14 protein-coding genes are annotated in these 17,180 nt (G+C 38.4%); 3 read left to right on the forward strand and 11 right to left on the reverse strand.

Annotated elements, in window-relative coordinates:
- Positions 1-127 precede the first annotated feature (127 nt).
- The 6 genes from I6F66_RS11220 to I6F66_RS11245 all read right to left on the reverse strand — a co-directional run bounded on the left by I6F66_RS11220 (position 128) and on the right by I6F66_RS11245 (position 6,773).
- Positions 128-412 (reverse strand): hypothetical protein, encoded by a 285-nt coding sequence (locus tag I6F66_RS11220; protein ID WP_197161420.1) that lies wholly within the window; start codon positions 410-412, stop codon positions 128-130.
- Positions 413-522: 110 nt separating this feature from the next.
- Positions 523-798: a hypothetical protein gene (locus I6F66_RS11225; RefSeq protein ID WP_197161418.1), complete on the reverse strand. Its 276-nt coding sequence runs from the start codon at positions 796-798 to the stop codon at positions 523-525.
- Between the two features lie 774 nt (positions 799-1,572).
- Positions 1,573-4,422 (reverse strand): PQQ-binding-like beta-propeller repeat protein, encoded by a 2,850-nt coding sequence (locus tag I6F66_RS11230; protein WP_197209277.1) that lies wholly within the window; start codon positions 4,420-4,422, stop codon positions 1,573-1,575.
- Positions 4,423-4,885: 463 nt separating this feature from the next.
- Complete coding sequence (locus I6F66_RS11235; RefSeq protein ID WP_165728989.1) at positions 4,886-5,266, reverse strand: STAS/SEC14 domain-containing protein; 381 nt, start codon at positions 5,264-5,266, stop codon at positions 4,886-4,888.
- A gap of 142 nt (positions 5,267-5,408) precedes the next feature.
- Positions 5,409-6,101, reverse strand: a complete 693-nt coding sequence (locus I6F66_RS11240) for a cupin domain-containing protein (RefSeq protein ID WP_197209278.1) — start codon at positions 6,099-6,101, stop codon at positions 5,409-5,411.
- A gap of 51 nt (positions 6,102-6,152) precedes the next feature.
- Positions 6,153-6,773, reverse strand: coding sequence for a glutathione S-transferase family protein (locus I6F66_RS11245; RefSeq protein ID WP_197209279.1), 621 nt, complete (start codon positions 6,771-6,773; stop codon positions 6,153-6,155).
- A 227-nt stretch (positions 6,774-7,000) separates the two neighbouring features.
- Here I6F66_RS11245 and I6F66_RS11250 point away from each other — a divergent pair, with 227 nt between their 5' ends.
- The gene (locus I6F66_RS11250; RefSeq protein ID WP_166420381.1) at positions 7,001-7,525 is read left to right on the forward strand and encodes a TetR/AcrR family transcriptional regulator; all 525 of its coding nucleotides are present in this window, start codon (positions 7,001-7,003) and stop codon (positions 7,523-7,525) included.
- Positions 7,526-7,621: 96 nt separating this feature from the next.
- On the opposite strand, the gene I6F66_RS11255 is transcribed toward I6F66_RS11250, so the two are convergent.
- The 5 genes from I6F66_RS11255 to I6F66_RS11275 all read right to left on the reverse strand — a co-directional run bounded on the left by I6F66_RS11255 (position 7,622) and on the right by I6F66_RS11275 (position 14,550).
- Positions 7,622-9,091: a carbon starvation protein A gene (locus I6F66_RS11255; RefSeq protein ID WP_197209280.1), complete on the reverse strand. Its 1,470-nt coding sequence runs from the start codon at positions 9,089-9,091 to the stop codon at positions 7,622-7,624.
- Between the two features lie 269 nt (positions 9,092-9,360).
- On the reverse strand, positions 9,361-10,278 hold the full coding sequence (locus I6F66_RS11260; protein ID WP_197209281.1) for a carbohydrate kinase: 918 nt from the start codon (positions 10,276-10,278) through the stop codon (positions 9,361-9,363).
- A 2-nt stretch (positions 10,279-10,280) separates the two neighbouring features.
- Positions 10,281-11,804, reverse strand: coding sequence for a mannitol dehydrogenase family protein (locus tag I6F66_RS11265; protein WP_197209282.1), 1,524 nt, complete (start codon positions 11,802-11,804; stop codon positions 10,281-10,283).
- Between the two features lie 69 nt (positions 11,805-11,873).
- A complete protein-coding gene (locus I6F66_RS11270; protein WP_197209283.1) occupies positions 11,874-13,595 on the reverse strand; it encodes a cytosine permease in 1,722 nt (573 codons plus the stop codon).
- Positions 13,596-13,875: 280 nt separating this feature from the next.
- Positions 13,876-14,550, reverse strand: coding sequence for an HAD family phosphatase (locus I6F66_RS11275; protein WP_197209284.1), 675 nt, complete (start codon positions 14,548-14,550; stop codon positions 13,876-13,878).
- 417 nt (positions 14,551-14,967) lie between these two features.
- Between I6F66_RS11275 and I6F66_RS11280 the strand changes: the two genes are divergently transcribed.
- Positions 14,968-16,494 (forward strand): catalase, encoded by a 1,527-nt coding sequence (locus I6F66_RS11280; RefSeq protein ID WP_197209285.1) that lies wholly within the window; start codon positions 14,968-14,970, stop codon positions 16,492-16,494.
- A gap of 135 nt (positions 16,495-16,629) precedes the next feature.
- A complete protein-coding gene (locus I6F66_RS11285) occupies positions 16,630-17,145 on the forward strand; it encodes an ankyrin repeat domain-containing protein (RefSeq protein ID WP_197178946.1) in 516 nt (171 codons plus the stop codon).
- Positions 17,146-17,180: the final 35 nt, after the last annotated feature.

Below are 17,180 nucleotides of genomic sequence, written 5' to 3' on the forward strand. Positions count from 1 at the left end.
AATAGGTAACGTATCAATTGAACTCTCCTTGTACATATAACGCCCCAAGCAGGGGGTTTTTGAGCGTTTTGCAGTGAGTAAAATTCCCGCTAACTTGGCTTGTCAGGTTGCTGTTTTACGACAAACACTATTGAGCCTCGATGCTGTGATAGTCGGCTGATTTTTCGTAACAATTGACACATACAACAGACATTTTATTAAATGCTCGAAACTTCTCAGTCATACCATCTTCCTCTTCAAACTCCGCTTCACATTTAGAACACCAAGCTTGGAGATCATTAGGTTCGCTTGAGTTCTCAATAAAGCCTACGCGCTCACCTTCAGGCTTCAACAAATGGCAACATACAACGGAAGCAACTCTCTTCCCATGTTCGCCACAATCAACATACATTGGTTCAATCTCGGTGCTCATCTGCAACCTAACGCCCATATTAATAGGCAAAAATGGTTGGCTAAAATAAGTGAACGTAGTGAACAAAAAGCCAACTGTTTTTTGTCCTTGTTGAATTGCTTATATGGCAATTACTCAACACAAAAAGAGCTTGAGTTTACCGAAATAACATCACCAGACTGCATTTCTATTTTAAACGTATTACCATCTTGGCTAATTGTATTTACAGATGCTGATTGTCCCCAAAGGCTTTCATTTGGAATACATACATTTGTACAATCGCTAAACTTAATTACGATATTTTCTAGATGCAATTTAAAGCTTACAAGCGTTAAAGCATTTACCCAATCAAATTCAATATTGATTAGAGTTGCATCATGTAAATTTAAATCTGCAAAATTAGCCATAATCGCCTTGCCATATAACGAGCCTGTAGATTAACTCGCTTTTTATTTGTTTTTATTTGTTTTTATTGATTAATAAACCATAACTGAGTTCCTATTTTGGTTCAATCTATTACTGTACTTTTGCGTAACATATAAAGACGTGTTTGATATTGTTTTAATTGGCGTTTTGGAAGGGATTAAGGGTGCTTGAGTAGCTTTAATTTAGGTTAAAAGGGCTTCCCCTTCTTAATCTATCGTATTTTGCAGCTTTTCTATATTATGAACAAGGTAATACAGTTGCCGCACAATAAATTAAAGGCATTCACTTTCACCAGGCCCCCGTAAGGTCAATTTATTCATGCCTTAAATCACTGTAATATTCCGCTCTTTATTTGAAGTAAAGCAGGCTCAATACGGTCAAGTCATTTGTCTTTCTTTAATAAACAGCTGTTGTCGACCAATTGGTCTGTCTATTTTTACTTTCATTTTGTCTACATAACTCAGCTTTTTGCGTGATTCATTATTTATAAACACTAAAGGCAAAAAGAAAGACCTGAGCCAAATTATTAAGGATGTACTTAACATTTTTCTTAAGTACTTAACTATGACATCCGTGTAGGTAACAAAGGGGCATCTTCCCTAGAAAAAACCAAAGGTCAGCGCACTATAAGTAATATTTTATATACATACATTAAGGTTTCTTTATCACGTAAACTTTAATCAGAGTAATTAATTTTATAGTACTATATTTTGTAAGCTCCAAAATATACAGTTTCTTTTATTGCACCCATTTTACTATAATCGTTTTTCTAAAGTGATATCTAAAAACCTAAACCCACCTGTAGGTAACTGAACATTAATCTTCCCATTTGTGATTTTAAACTCATCCCCTGACAAAGTATCTTTAATTTTTTTAGGCGATATAGTGTTAAAGGTTACCTCAGCTAGTGCTGTTTGTGGATTAATATAACCGCCGTCAATCAAGGTTAAACGTAAATTAGTAGGGGATGTTTGCGCAACAACCCAGGCAACATTTCCTTTAACGGTAATTGGTAATAACGCTGATTTCTCTTTAATACTTTTTTCTATCGTTTTATAAAACTCTTTTGCTGAAAAATGTTGTTTTCCATCTGCAGAAACATACTCCCTACCGTCAGTTAAGTACTCTTGCATAATGTTTTTATAAATAGGGTGTAAATGATCAACTAAAGCACCTCTAGCTGCTTTATCATCAGCGAATACGCCCTTTTGTGGTGGTGTAATTAACACTAAACCGTTTGGGTATTGAGGTAAGAAACCCAAACGCCTTTCTTTAACACCTGCGGCATAACGTGAAAAATCCCACTCAGTCACAGGAGCACCAGGCCATGAGCCATTTAGTCGGCTGAATACCATTGGATTTTCATCTTCGACCTTTTGATCATACAGCGACGTTGTTTTAACATTATTCCCTTCATCTAAATAATGATTATCTGGTGGCAACATGCCAATATTTACAGGTGAATAGCTTAAAATTTCATTAGGTTTAGGTATGTACAACGCGCCTTTGCCAATTAAATCCCAAAAGGTTTTCATGTGTGTTTGGTCAACAGGAAAATTATTAATATAAGTCGCGCCATTGGCTGCACTATAGATGTACTGTCGCAGAGCATGATTAGGCAACATTTGATGCGAATTTTGTCTTAATCGATCATAACTTGTGTTATCTCGAGCTAAACGCGCTCCCCAATTGTTAACCGAACCACTAGCCCACAAACCGACTCTACCGGCAATGCTTAATTCCATCGATTTATCAGTAGTTTCTTCCATTGCAGGTACAAAAACATCGGCAAATTCACCGGAAATTAGCCTTGACCACCCTTTTTTATAAACCATTGATTGCCAGAACGTGTGCTTGTTCCTTAAAAACAAGTTGCCGTTGAGTTTTTGTGCCGCCTCCGCTAAAGGAAACATAAAATCTTCTAACATTATTTCAAAATCTTTATCGTAGTGAGCCACTTCAGGAAAAATTAAAACAGATTTTTTCCCATTGGCTACTTTTAAGGTTTTAATATGAGTATCTAAACTACGGTAGTATGGATCGTTACCATGACCGCCCCAATAGGCTGCACCAACATCACCACTGTAGAGTTGTTTGGCTTTTTCTAATATTTCGGCTTGCGATAAATCATATTTTTTTCTTCGGTCACGTTTATTTTGATAAACCTTGTTCGGTATTGCAGAACGATCCCAATTTTCAGTACCCAGGTTGCCTGAATCAAGAAATATAGGGCTATCGTATTCATTCGTGATGTGTTTAACCACTTTCTTTGATGTCTTATTTATATCAGACATTAAATATACAGGTAATGGTTTATGTTTATATGTCGTTTCTTGGTAATGCGTTAACTGCTGGTTTACCTTGTCAATATTATTCAAAATAGCAGCAATTTTTCCAGGAGGATTTAAGTTTTTAAATTGATTATCCCATCCTTTTTTCGTAATATCTAAAACGTGAATGCTGCTACCACCACTTTGACTACTGGCTAAAATAATTTTATTTGTTGCAGGGTCTTTCCACATATCGTTATACGAATACTTTCCTGTAACCACATTAGTTTTAGTTTTAACTTTAGCTTTTTTCATAGTGGCAGGAATAATAGTTAAACTATTACCGTAAAGGATAAATATACTTTTTTCACCTTGATATTCAACTAGTTCGGTTTGAGCTATTCGATAACCAAACTTACCGAATATAGGTGATATTGTTTTTAATGGAATAACGGTTTCAGACTTTGTTTTAGGATCATATAAGGCGATGCTTTGGTTTTTCATTTTAGTGCTGCCCAAAAGCACCTCTTGATTTGCGTCGTCATCAATATCTACTACACGTATATCACCAATGGGTGAGCGCATCGCTTTTAATGGGTCAGCAATAAATGGCTTATCTGTGAGTGGTTTAAATAAATATATAGCGCCAGATCCTTGCATTGAATTAACAACACCTAGCACCGCTAAAACATCACTACCGTCGGCTTGTTTAAGTGCTCTTAAAAAGTTGATTGAGTGACGTTTCGCTGGTTGAGAGCGCGCCTGAGGGTTATCTTTGGTTGCTTTGTTTGGGCGCGATTTTTCAATTGAATAAGTTGAAGATGCAATGGTTTTTATTAACTTACCTTGAGTGTCTAAATAATAAAAATTATTATCAAAACCACCGGCGACCACATATGAAGTATTATCTTTTTTTATAGCGGTAACAGAGTACATAGGTGCATCATTAATTTTAAATGACCATTTCAATTTACCTTTGTCGGATAAACAATACACATGACCATCTGCATTAGCGGTCAATATTTCATCATTACCATCACCGGTAATATCTTGTGTCCAAACATCATGGTTCATAAAACCAGACAATTTATTTTCCCATAAAACTTTACCGTCATAATCTACTGCAAATAAAGTCCCCTCGTAACTTGAGCCTACGATGTATGAGCCAGATTTGCGATTAGCTGATCTCACTTTACTAATAGTGTATGGGGTTTCAATACTATACAACGCAGGCGTTACATCAGGCCCTAATCTACTAGGACTAGCGGTAGTGCAACCGCTTGTTAGCAATACACATAATACAAGGTATGACATTTTTTTGATTATAGTTTTCATTTTTATCCCTGAATTAAGTATTTACTCAAACATTTGATATTTCTATTATGCGGAAGGATTAAACAAGAGAACCACTTTAATTACTATAATTAAATAGACAAAGCCGAGTCACTAAATTTACTTTTGGACTAAGCGTTCATCTTTTTACTGAACTAGACTGCCACCCTAATGAAATATACAAAACGGTGCCATTAAATTTAATTTTAGATTAATAATTTATCTTTTATCGCCGGGTTATTTCATTTCATCCATTAAATAAGTCATTAGCGCTCTTACTACAAAACAAGACTGTTGTGGTCAACTAATTCCGGACAGTGGGTTAAGTTTGTCTTCTGCTACAGCAGGGGCAAGCATTCGATTATAGCTATATGGCCCGCGCCAGTTATAGTAATTCATCAAATAACGTTACCCATAAAGAAAAAAGCACTCTATAAGAGTGCTTTAATTTAAGTTTTCAATCAGGCTATTCGTCTAGCCAATCTATCGCTGCGGTAGCATTTTCAAAGTATTGAACCTCACCCGATATAAACCAGTTACCAATTTTTGCCATTCGAGCTTGCCACTCTTTATTGCCGTAAATAGCTACTTTTTTAAATTCTTTAGAGTGCTTAACACCTAACTTGAGGTCATCCCACGCTGCGCGTAGTTCCCAGCCTTCAAGTTCGCTACCATCTATTAAAACATTTACTACAGGATGATTAACTTCGCTAAGTGCTGAATTTATCATTGGGGTGATTATTTTATAGTCGTCGTGAGTAAGTGTACCAACGGCTTTAAGTTTTAAAAAAAACTCTCGTCCTGCACGTTCAAGACCAATAGATAAACCATGTATTGTGTGTACCATTGCCACTCTCCTTAAATAGTAAGTAACAAAAATACACCTTCTAAAGTTAATTAGTCCTGAACTAAATCAATAAATAGTCCTGAACTAGAACAATAAATAGCCCTGAACTAGATCAATAAATAATCTTAAATAAACTACTCAATTATGCGTTTTGTACACGAGATATCTGGTTTTCTACATCAGTTAAATGGCCCGTTTTAAGCCATACTTTTGCACCATTACTTCCCGCTTTAACGTTAACGGAGCTATTAATAGGCACTCTTAACCAACTGTTTTTTACAAGGGTATCGGCTTGCTCATCTAATGAGCCTTCTAGTACTAAGAACTCTGCTCCACCTTTTGCGTTTATAACCATGCAGGCGTTGGGCTCAAAGTGTAATAAGCTTACGTCTTCAAAGTCGTCTTTATATAAAGGGGTTACGGCTACATTTTTAAAATGTGGATGCACAGTACTTTGCATCAAGTCTGTTTGCAAACGCACATGCGTTCGATCGTCTGGCTGAAACTGCCATAACTTTACAAATATAACGCAGCCGTTTTCAGATCCCGGTTTATGCCTTGATTGCGGCGGGTTACGGATATAGGAACCTGCCGGAAAATCGCCATGCTCATCTTGAAATACACCTTCTAGCACAACAAACTCCTCACCACCTGTATGTACATGTGGTGAAAATTCACTGCCCGGTGCATAACGAACAATAGTTGTTGCGCGGGCAACTTCGTCGCCCACCCGGTCCAGCGCTCGCCTATCAACGCCCGCCATTGGCGATGCAACCCACGGGAGTGTTTCGCTATGTACTACAACTCGTTTACTAAAATCGGCAGCAATTTTCATATTTGGCTCCTAACCGGTGTTTTACTTAAACCCTAACCTAAAACAAGTAAATTAAGCAGCAACACTTGGGCGTTTTGCTACTTTTTCTTGCCATGCTACTAAATGGGTTAACTCATTTGGGATTGCTATTTGTGCAAATCCAGCAAATACCAGCCCAGCATACAATGTAATATCAGCAATACTAAACTGCTCACCACCAACAAATGCTGATTGCGCTAATACATCATTAAAATAGCTAAACCCTTGGCGTGCCTTTTCACCTTGTTTTTCACCCCACGCTACGTTTTGATACGTTTCTAGCTCTGGGCCTAAGCCATCAGTTGCATGATGAAAGTAAGTTGCCACAGCGTCAAGCACCATAGATTCTGCACGCTTTTGCATCATGTTAATTACTGCACGCTCTTTTGCGGTTTCACCCATTAAAGATGGGCCTTCAAACGCGGTATCAATGTACTCAGTAATAGCCGTACTTTCTGATATAAACGTGCCGTCATCTAGCTCTAATACGGGCACACCAGCTGAAGGGTTTTTAGCTAAAAAAGCGTCTGTTCTATGTTCACCATTTAATAAGTCAACAGGTACAAACTCAACATGTGCAGTGGCATTTTTTTCAGCTAAAGCGATACGCACACGAAGTGGATTTGGAAAGTTTTCTACGTCATAAATTTTCATAGCAGTCTCATTCTTTATCGTTTAAAAGTTAATTGATGGCAGTAACCTACCTACCGATAGGTAATTTATATTCCTAAATTAAATGTAAGTCAATTTTTAAATTAACCCTTCATTTGGTCATGATTTAATAACCTTTAAAATCATAAAGTTGCTTATAAAAATAAAATGGCTTGTAAATGACTACCTACTGGTCGATAATTTTATTATTGCAATGGGGAAGTATGTAAATGAGTAAAAAAGAAGAACTATTAAAAGCTGCGCAGGATAAAGTACGCCTTGGTGGTTACAGTAACTTTAGTTTTAGAGAGCTTGCGAGCGAAGTCGGTATTAAAAGCGCCAGTGTGCATTACCATTTTCCTACAAAGGCTGATTTAGGTGCAGAGCTTGCTCATCACTATACCAACTCGTTTTTGGCTGCGTTAGGTGAGCCGGACGAGCTAAAAGCGAGCGGTAAAAACCCTATTGAAGTGTACACGCAGCTTTTTAGAGGGGCATTAGTTACCGATAAAAAAATGTGTTTATGTGGTTTGTTAGGTGCCGAAAGCGATAGCCTACCTGATAAAGTACGCCTTGAAGTACAGCGATTTTTTAATCATAACTTACAGTGGCTTAAAGCAGCTCATTTAGCTAATGATGAACCTAATCCCGCCCAAGCTGCTATTAAAACAGTGAGCTTACTAGAGGGCGCAATGATGATAAGCAAAACACTCGACGACAACAGTTACTTTGAACTTGCTACCCAAACTGTTTAATTTAGCTTTAGTTTAAACGTAAAAAAACGAGCTATAAAATAGCTCGTTTTTTGTTTGGCTAAGTTACGTAGTTTACTTTACGCAACTCATAAGTAACTAAACCGTTGTTGGTTTAACTTTATGCTTAGAATGCACAATCACCAAAACAATTAAGCCAATCACTGTAACTACAGCGCCAATAGGTTTGCCATAATCGCTTGATAAGTTAAGACCAATTGCGGCAGTACCAATATAAGAAACCGTTACCGCTGTTGCTATAACAGCCGGAATACTCGCAATCCAATGGAATGTACCACGGTCAAATAAGTACTTAGTGGCAAGCCATAACACGCTTGTAGAAAGTAACATGTTTGAGAACGCGAAGTAGCGCCAAATTAATGAGAAATCGAGCTTCGTCATAAAGTACGCAATAGTAAGTATAGGCACTGCTACCAATAGGCGATTACGTAAACTTTGCGGAATATTAAACGCATCAACAACGGTTAAACGTAGTGAACGGAACGCTGTATCACCAGAAGTAATTGGGAACACGGCTACAGCAATAATTGCCATTATACCGCCAAATACACCTAAGTAAGTATTAGCTACATGGTTTACAACTAAACCTGGACCACCTTGGTCAAGTAATGTTTTTAAGCCCGCGTAACCATCTGGGAACGCTGCAATACCAGCAAGTGCCCATACACAGCCAACAATACCTTCACACGTCATAGCACCGTAATAAACTGGGCGTACGTATTTTTCGTTAGTTAAACAACGCGCAACAATAGGTGCTTGAGTAGAGTGAAAACCACTTATAGCACCACAGGTAATTGTTATAAATAACAATGGCCATGTTGGTAATCCGTCGGGGTTTGGCTCTAAAAAGTCATGTGCGTGGTCGGCTTCAAAGTAGGCTAAAAAGTCACTTGGTATCGGTAAGTGCGGCGCATTAATTAATAACGAAACAGCAATTGCCACTGTCATTACAATCATTAGCGCACCAAAAATTGGGTAAAACTTAGTGATAATTTTATCAATTGGTAGCAAGGTCGCTAAAAAGTAATACGCTAAAATAGCAAGCACCCAAAAGGTGTTGTTTGCCAGTATAGTACCTTCAAAAAAATCAAGGTTACTTAGCAAACCTGCCGGGCTCATAATAAATACTACGCCTACAAAAAATAGTAGCATGGCAGTAAATATAAGCATAAAGCCTTTAAATACGATGTTGTAATAATGGCCTGCAATTTCTGGCAGGCTTTTACCGTCTTCTTTTATACTCATTACACCTGAGAAGAAGTCGTGTACAGCGCCACCTAAAACATTACCAAGTACAATCCATACTAGTGCGACTGGTCCGTATAAAGCACCTAAAATTGGGCCAAATATTGGGCCTACACCAGCAATATTTAAAAATTGAATTAAAAATGCACGTACAGGGTGAATAGCTACGTAATCAACACCTTCGCTAAAGCGTTTTTGTGGTGTTTCGGCAGTTGAATCCAAACCGGCTTGTTTTTCAACAAATGGGCTGTAAAACTTATAGCCCATTATTAAAATAGTGAGGCAGATAAAAAAGATGATCATAAAGCACGTTTCTCTTTTTGTATTTTAGTTATAGAGCGCATTGTGTGTCGCCCCGCCTTTTCAATCCGTGAATAATCGACGAACAATAACAAAGCTTCAACCCTCAAACAATAAGACGTTTAGCTAATACTATAGTCGATATAAGCCACTATTTACGCAACCTGCGCACTTAACGTTCCACATTGAATGTTTATTACACACGTCTTATTTTGGGCACAAAAAAAGCGGTTAAACTTTTACGTTATAACCGCTTTCACACACAATGTTTTTTAAAGTGGGTTCATAAACTCACTAATTTGTTGATGCGTTAAAGTAGGTGTTGCACCAGAACTTTCAGCGACCATAGCTCCAACGGCACATGCAAAGTCAACGGCATATTGCGCATCGTCGTTGCTACAAAGCTGATAAATTAACGAACCTAAAAACGAATCCCCTGCGCCAACGGTGTCAATTACGCTAATTAAATAACCTGAATTATAAAAATTCTCGCCTTTGATTGTTAATAAAGCACCGTGACTACCTTTGGTTACACATAGGTAATCGGTATTTGTTTGCTGTGCTATAAACGCTAAATTTTGTTCAAGCGAATGAAACTTACAACCCATCGCTTTAGCAATTTCGTATAGCTCTTCATCGTTTAATTTAATAAAATCTGCTTTATTCATTAAATCTACAAGTGTTTCTAGCTTGTAATGCGGTGCACGTAGGTTTACGTCAAATACTTTAAAGTTTGCTACATCAACTAGTTGATTTAATGTTGCTAAAGACGCTTCGCTTCGCCCAATTAAGCTGCCAAATACAAATACATCGCTACTTTTAACTTTACTAAGTAACTCATCAGTAAGCGCTATATTATCCCACGCAGTGTCTGCCACTATTTCATAACTAGCTGAGCCACTACTGTCGAGTGTTACCTCAACCGTGCTAGTTTTTTTGTCACTATTAATAGCAATGTATTCGCAGCTTACGCCTTTGCTCGTAATTTCGCTTAGTAGCTCAGCGCCTAACTCGTCGTTACCAACAGCGCTTAACATGTCGGCTTTAATGCCAAGTGAGTTAATACGCACACACATGTTAAGTGGAGCGCCACCTAAACGTTTACCTGAATCAAAACAATCCCACAGCACTTCGCCAAAGCAGCTTACGCTTACGTTTTCGCCTGATTTATGATTAATTAAAATACTCATAATTAGTTACTCTTTTGATCAAGTACGTTATTCATAATGGCTTTAACTTTACTTGCAGGTGCATATAAAGCTTCAATATTATTTTTGTAATGAATAGTAAATTCATTTTGCTCGCTTAAGTTACCAAATAAACTAGTAAGCGATAAAAATGCTAGCGGCTGTGTATGAGTTTTAACTGCGGCTTCATGCAGCTCACTTTGCATTGCATCAATGACTTCTAACTTATTGCCTTGCTCATCAACTTCTTTATCACTGTAAAAACACCATGCAGCAATTACAAGCGCAGCAAGAGAAACATCACGCCCTTGTGCTAGGTTTTCGTTAATAGTAGCAATTAAAAATTTAGGAAGCTTTGCGGCACTTTCTGAGCAAATGCGCGAAAGGCTATCTTTAATATTAGGATTAGCAAAACGCTCAATTAATGTATCTTTGTAGCTTTCAAGGTCAATACCTTCAAGTGGTTCAAGATTTGGGGTTACTTCTTTATCCATAAAAGCACGTAGGTATATGGCAAATAATTCATCAGATACCGTTTCGTCAATAGTGCCGTAGCCATGGATTGAACCTAATAAACCAAGTACAGAATGCCCTGCATTAAGTAAACGTATTTTCATGGTCTCATAAGGCGTTACATCAGTAACAAACTGTGCACCAACAACATCCCAATTTGGACGAGAGTCACTAAATGTGTCCTCTATTACCCATTGTGTAAACGACTCACAGGTAATTGGCCACTCGTCGCTAACACCATATGCATCAACCACGTAATCAATATCACTCTTTTTAGATACCGGTGTAATACGGTCAACCATCGCATTTGGAAACGATACGTTTTGTTCAATCCATTCACTTAGGTCTTTGTCTTGCTCTGTAGCAAAGGCTAAAAGCATTTTGCGTGTTACGTTACCGTTGTGCTGAATGTTATCGCAAGACTGCACTGTAAACGCGCCTAGGCCTTGCTCTTTACGCAGTTTTAACGCAGCAGCAATGTAACCAAACGCTGTAATTGGGTCGTTCGGGTTATTAATGTCGTTAATAATATCTGGGTTGTTGTAGTCAAACTCGCCCGTTGCAGGGTTAAAGTTATAGCCGCCTTCGGTAATAGTAAGCGACACAATTTTAGTATCGCTGTGCGCAAGTTTATTAATTACCGCTTGCTTGTCCTCTGGGGCAAACAAAAAGTCGATCATTGAACCAATAACTTTATTATCTATTTTTCCGTCTGGGTGTCTAACAGTAAGCGTATAAAGGTAATCTTGCTGCTTTAAAATATCACGCAGCCCACGGTTACCTTCTAAAAGGCCAACACCACAAATGCCCCATTGCTCAGAACCTGGCGTTTTTAAAAGCTCGTTAATATATACCGCTTGATGGGCGCGATGAAAACCGCCCACACCTATATGTACTATGCCCGCTTTAAGTGCGCTACGATCGTACGTTGGTGTATCAACATGGCTTGGTAATTGAGCCAAGCTCTGTTGGTTTAGCCCTGTTACAAGAGCGTCAGTGTGTTGGTGTTGCGTCATAGTGCGGCCTTACTCAAACAAAAATAAAATGTAAATTATGATACGAAACGAATATTTTAAGCACCGTAATTACGATGCTGTATTTAATACCTTATGGCGTTTTAAAGACCAGTAAGCTGATGCAAAGTAAATAACAGTACAGATAAAACACACTATTTCGAATTGCGATTTATTCTCACCGTATATGCTCATTGTTTCGCTAAAAAACATCACTTGGCTGGCAAATACAAAAATAACAAATAACGAAATAGTAGAGATGGCATTAAGCACCTTACTAAACATAGAACTATCTATAACTGGTTTTGGAACATCTTTAGCTTCTGTAGCTTGGTATTCTTTAATTGCTTTTAGCTCTTGCTCGTCTGCAGCAATCTCTTGAGTGTAATCTTCACCGGCGCCGTATTTTTTAGCTAATAAAGTATAAATAACGATTGTGAAAATCCACGTAGGAATAAATAAGTAGTAAAACGACATAACATCAATAGCATTTAAGCCAAAACCAAACACAAGCGCCAGCGCCCAAGAGGCAATAGCCGGTACACTGCGGGTAATATTTTTATACTTAGCCCAGTAACGTGTTAAACCAATTTTAGGAAATAACACGTGCTCAGCAAATACAATGCCGCCTACTGGCACAACTAATAAGCCTGCGTAGGTAAGTAGCGGAAGCATTTGTGAAAATACAAACGGGAAACACGCAATAATCACGGTTACAACACCTACAATAGCGGTTGTGCGTTCACGTGATTGATTAACAAATATAGATTGCGCTGCAAGGCCTGCACGGTAAAGGTTTGCGTTAGCTGTAGTCCAACCGGCAATAATTACAATAACAAAGCCAGTCCAACCTAATGCATGGTATGCAACATCGCCCGGATCAAGTGATGAAATAGTTGTTTTAAGTAATACCGCAACACCTGCGCCCATAATACCGGCAGAGATCCACGCTAAGTAATGACCAAAAAACATGCCCACACCAGAAAACAAGCCATAGCTTTTACGTTTAGCAAATCTAAAAATAGCCATGTCAATCAAACCAAAGTGAGTGATTGAGTTAGCAGCCCATGCAAAGCCAATTACTTCTAATAGGCCAATGCCCTTTTCGCCATCGGCATTGGTTCCCGTCCATATGGAGGAGTCGCCTATGGTCATAAAGTCGCTAAAGCTAGTTAAAGAGGTAGAACCTAATACGTGGTTTGAAAGTTCAGGGAATAACGCGAACGAGCCTGCAATAAATATAACAAATAGCCACGGTGCACAAAGCTTTGAAAAGTCAGCAACGGTTGAAAAACCGTACATCGCAACAAACACAACAATAGAGCCTACCGCTAAAACAATGGCTACAAACCAAAAGCTATTTGGATACCAATCAAGTTGCGCTGGTATATCAAACAAAAACCGCACGGCGGTGGAGGATACCGTGATCATCGCGGCCGATATAACACTGAATATGACCACATTAGCCCAGTTATAGAGCTTGGTCATTGAGTTACCAGCAATTTTATTAAGGTAGTTATATAAACTTAAGCGAGTTTCAACAGCTATAGGCGCGGTAATTAACCACCAAGAACACATGGCTAAAAGGTTACCTATTAATAAACCAAGTAGAATATCAATAGTTGAAGCGCCCAATGCAACAAACGTTGCACCAATAACAAATTCAGTAGCTGCAACATGTTCGCCAGCATATAGCCCTGCAAAATGTTTCCAACCGTGTAATCGGTTATTAGCAACAGGAAGCTGCTCTTCGTTTACATCTTTAAATGATTGTGTGTGTGGACTCGTTGCCATGGTATTTCCTATTGTTAACAGCAAAGTATTTGATACCAATCAGCATAACTATTTGAATAATTTAATAAGTTAAATCACTCTATATTTAAGCAAATTGGTATAGTACCTACATACTTTGCCTTTTATAATTTGGCTTATAAACGCATGATGTTTTGCCATGTTTTGTTTTATTTTTAGTAAAGCAAAACCATCTACATTTATATTTTGTGTTTGCTTGCCTGTCAGTGAGTAAGGCGAGCAAATCGCGTTTAAAACTTTGTGTATTTAAAAAGCTGCGTGTTTACTGCTTTTTAAGTGCAGGGTATGCACTAAAAAAATCTTGCCAATGCGTTAAATGATCAACATTTGGGTAAGCACTGTGCACATGATTTACCGACCCTTCCATATGTTGCCCACCCCTGTAATGCAGCACCTGCATATTGGCGTTAATTCCGGCATTTACGCCTGCTTTACTGTCTTCAATCACTAAACAATGATCTGGCTTTACACCCATTTTTTTAGCTGCATGTAAAAATAAATCAGGTGCTGGTTTACCACGCTTAACTTCGCTGCTGGTAAACACTGTATCGCTAAAGTACTTGCTTAAGCTCACTACGCTCAACGCTTTTGCGGTGCGTGCTGGGCTGCTGCTAGTAGCTATACAAATAGGCACAGCTAAATTGTTAAGTACGTCTTTTATACCGTCAGTCGTGGTTAGCCCTGTTTCAAATTCGTTTAACAGTGCCTCGCGGTAGTCACCTTCAAAGCTTTCAGGAAGAGTGACATTAAATGCATCCGCTATTTTTTGGCTTACTGTTTTAAAGTTGCAGCCTAAAAAGTGTTGCTGTACATAAGCGCGGTCAATCTCAACGCCTTTTTCAGCAAGCATATTTATTAACACTTGCGCGCTTAAAATTTCGCTATCAATAACAACGCCATCACAATCAAATATCACTAGCTCAATTTTAGAATTCATCTTGTCACCTTATTAAAACTGTTTGGTTTAGCTAATTTAAGTATAACGAGTTAAGCGCGATTAATAGTGTGCAGCTTTTTAGTGCAACTTAATAATGAGCATAAGCTCATGAGTTGAGCATATTCCCTTTATTGCACGAATATGTCAACACACTGTAAGTATAAAACGCACCAGCTTGGTGAAAATACACTCTGATAAAACTAAAAATCGTTGTATTTAATCAACTTTATAAAAATGCCTATCGACTAAGGTCGTAGATGGTAAGGCTTAAAAGCACCTCTGAAATTTATTTCATCTATTTTACAAATCATATCAATCTAATTAATCAGTTTTACCGAAGTTAATAAAATCAATACTATCGTTAACAGATTCACAGCCTGCACCACTGCCGGCACTTTTAAATAGATGAGGTCGACAATGAATACTCAAATAAACAAAACAAAATTAACACTAAGTGCGCTAGCACTTGCAATGGCATTACCGGCAAGCGCAGCAACAACTCTTACTAAAGATAACGGCGCAGCTGTTGGCGACAACCAAAACTCGATTACTGCTGGTGAGCGCGGCAGTGTATTACTAGAAGACGTACAACTAATTCAAAAACTACAACGCTTTGCACGTGAGCGTATTCCTGAGCGTGTTGTTCATGCCCGTGGTGTTGGTGCACATGGTGTGTTTGTAGCATCTAAAGAGTTAGACGATTTAACAATTGCAGCCCCTTTTTCAGAAGTAGGTAAAGAAACAGACGTATTTGTTCGCTTTTCATCAGTAATTCATTCTAAAGGCAGCCCAGAAACACTGCGTGACCCACGCGGCTTTGCAATTAAGTTTTATACTGATGAAGGTAACTGGGATTTAGTCGGCCTTAACTTACCGGTATTTTTTATACGTGATGCGATTAAATTTCCAGATATGATCCATTCTTTGAAACCATCTCCGGTAGATAACATTCAAGATCCTAACCGTGTATTTGACTTTTTCTCCCACGAACCAGGTTCTACACAAATGCTAACGTGGGTTTACAGCGACTACGGTACACCAGCAAGCCTTCGTAAAATGGACGGCTGGGGTGTTCATTCTTACAAAATGATTAATAAATCGGGTGATGTTAAATACGTTAAGTTTCATTGGGTAAGCCAACAAGGCATTGATAACCTTGACGCAAAAGAAGTAGCAAAGGTGCAAAGTAAAGATTTCCAGCACTTAACTCACGATTTATACACTGAAGTTAATAAAGGTAATTTCCCTAAATGGGATCTGTACATTAAAACGCTTGATCCATCACAGCTTGATGACTTTGATTACAACCCGTTAGATGCAACAAAAATGTGGTTAGATGTAAAAGAAGTTAAAGCGGGAACACTTACGTTAAACCGCATGCCAACTAACTTTTTCCAATCGACGGAACAAGTAGCTATGGCGCCATCAAACATTATTCCGGGTATTGAGCCTTCAGAAGACCGCTTATTACAAGGCCGTGTATTTTCTTACGCAGACACACAAATGTACCGCCTAGGTGCTAACCACCAGCAATTGCCAATTAACCGTGCAAAAGTTGAAGTAGTTAACTACAACCAAGACGGCGCAATGAATTACGGTAACACTACAGGCAATGTAAACTACCAGCCAAGTCAAGAAAACGTTGCTGAAAACCCAATTGCACGTAGAAGCCAAACCGAGCTTAAAGGCTACGTACAGCAAGCCGCGATTAAAAAGCAACAAAACTTCGCGCAAGCCGGTGTTTTATACCGTGGTTTTAGCAAGCAAGAACGTACAAACCTCGTTAATAACCTTGCGGGCGATTTAGGCAAAGTGCAAAACAGCAATGTTAAACACAAAATGCTTAGCCACTTTTACAAAGCAGACAGTGAATACGGTACACGTTTAACTAAAGCTGTAAACGGCGATATTAAAATGGTTAAACAACTAGCAGCTAACTTGTAAGTAGCTAGTTGTAATTAACTAGCTGTAAGTAATCAGTTGTAAAAATTAGTCCCAACTAAGCAAGCAGCTATATAAGCAACCACAATTATGAGGAAGGGATAACCCCCCTTCCTCTTTTTATAAGAGACAATTGTTATGCGTAATTTATTAATTATAGTCGCTCTACTACTGAGCTTTACCAGTAGCGTTTACGCTCAAAATACCCCAAGTACACAAACACCCAGTACGCAAGTTGAAAGCCAACATTCTGCAAAAACACAATACCAAAGCTTATTTGCTTATTACTTTGCCGCAGCACGTACTAACGATACAGCCGTAATAGAGCAATTTGTAGATGCCGGTATTCCTATCGACAGTTACAACAATAAAGGTTACACCGCATTAATGATTGCCACTTACCACGGTAATAAAAACACGGTTAACACGCTTTTACACTTAGGCGCTAATGCTTGCATGGAAGATAACCGGGGTAACACAGCACTTATGGCCGCTATATTCAGAGGTGAATTTAGTATAGCTAAAACACTCGTATCACTTGATTGCGACAACGCGCATCAAAACAAAGCAGGTCAAACGGCAGAACAATTTGCACAAACATTTGGTCAACAAAAAGTTATAGAGTTACTAGCAAAGGTAAATAATGGAAAGTAATCTGCACGCAACAAAAAGCCCTAAAATAATAGGAC

The sequence above is a fragment of the Pseudoalteromonas sp. NZS100_1 genome, from assembly GCF_015864285.1.
Taxonomy (GTDB): Bacteria; Pseudomonadota; Gammaproteobacteria; order Enterobacterales; family Alteromonadaceae; genus Pseudoalteromonas; species Pseudoalteromonas arctica.

What these genes read in the sequence shown, in the direction of transcription:
- I6F66_RS11220 (WP_197161420.1), bottom strand. Translation starts at nt 412, where the DNA reads ATGAGCACCGAGATTGAACCAATGTATGTTGATTGTGGCGAACATGGG.
- I6F66_RS11225 (WP_197161418.1), bottom strand. Translation starts at nt 798, where the DNA reads ATGGCTAATTTTGCAGATTTAAATTTACATGATGCAACTCTAATCAAT.
- I6F66_RS11230 (WP_197209277.1), bottom strand. Translation starts at nt 4,422, where the DNA reads ATGAAAACTATAATCAAAAAAATGTCATACCTTGTATTATGTGTATTG.
- I6F66_RS11235 (WP_165728989.1), bottom strand. Translation starts at nt 5,266, where the DNA reads ATGGTACACACAATACATGGTTTATCTATTGGTCTTGAACGTGCAGGA.
- I6F66_RS11240 (WP_197209278.1), bottom strand. Translation starts at nt 6,101, where the DNA reads ATGAAAATTGCTGCCGATTTTAGTAAACGAGTTGTAGTACATAGCGAA.
- I6F66_RS11245 (WP_197209279.1), bottom strand. Translation starts at nt 6,773, where the DNA reads ATGAAAATTTATGACGTAGAAAACTTTCCAAATCCACTTCGTGTGCGT.
- I6F66_RS11250 (WP_166420381.1), top strand. Translation starts at nt 7,001, where the DNA reads ATGAGTAAAAAAGAAGAACTATTAAAAGCTGCGCAGGATAAAGTACGC.
- I6F66_RS11255 (WP_197209280.1), bottom strand. Translation starts at nt 9,091, where the DNA reads ATGATCATCTTTTTTATCTGCCTCACTATTTTAATAATGGGCTATAAG.
- I6F66_RS11260 (WP_197209281.1), bottom strand. Translation starts at nt 10,278, where the DNA reads ATGAGTATTTTAATTAATCATAAATCAGGCGAAAACGTAAGCGTAAGC.
- I6F66_RS11265 (WP_197209282.1), bottom strand. Translation starts at nt 11,804, where the DNA reads ATGACGCAACACCAACACACTGACGCTCTTGTAACAGGGCTAAACCAA.
- I6F66_RS11270 (WP_197209283.1), bottom strand. Translation starts at nt 13,595, where the DNA reads ATGGCAACGAGTCCACACACACAATCATTTAAAGATGTAAACGAAGAG.
- I6F66_RS11275 (WP_197209284.1), bottom strand. Translation starts at nt 14,550, where the DNA reads ATGAATTCTAAAATTGAGCTAGTGATATTTGATTGTGATGGCGTTGTT.
- I6F66_RS11280 (WP_197209285.1), top strand. Translation starts at nt 14,968, where the DNA reads ATGAATACTCAAATAAACAAAACAAAATTAACACTAAGTGCGCTAGCA.
- I6F66_RS11285 (WP_197178946.1), top strand. Translation starts at nt 16,630, where the DNA reads ATGCGTAATTTATTAATTATAGTCGCTCTACTACTGAGCTTTACCAGT.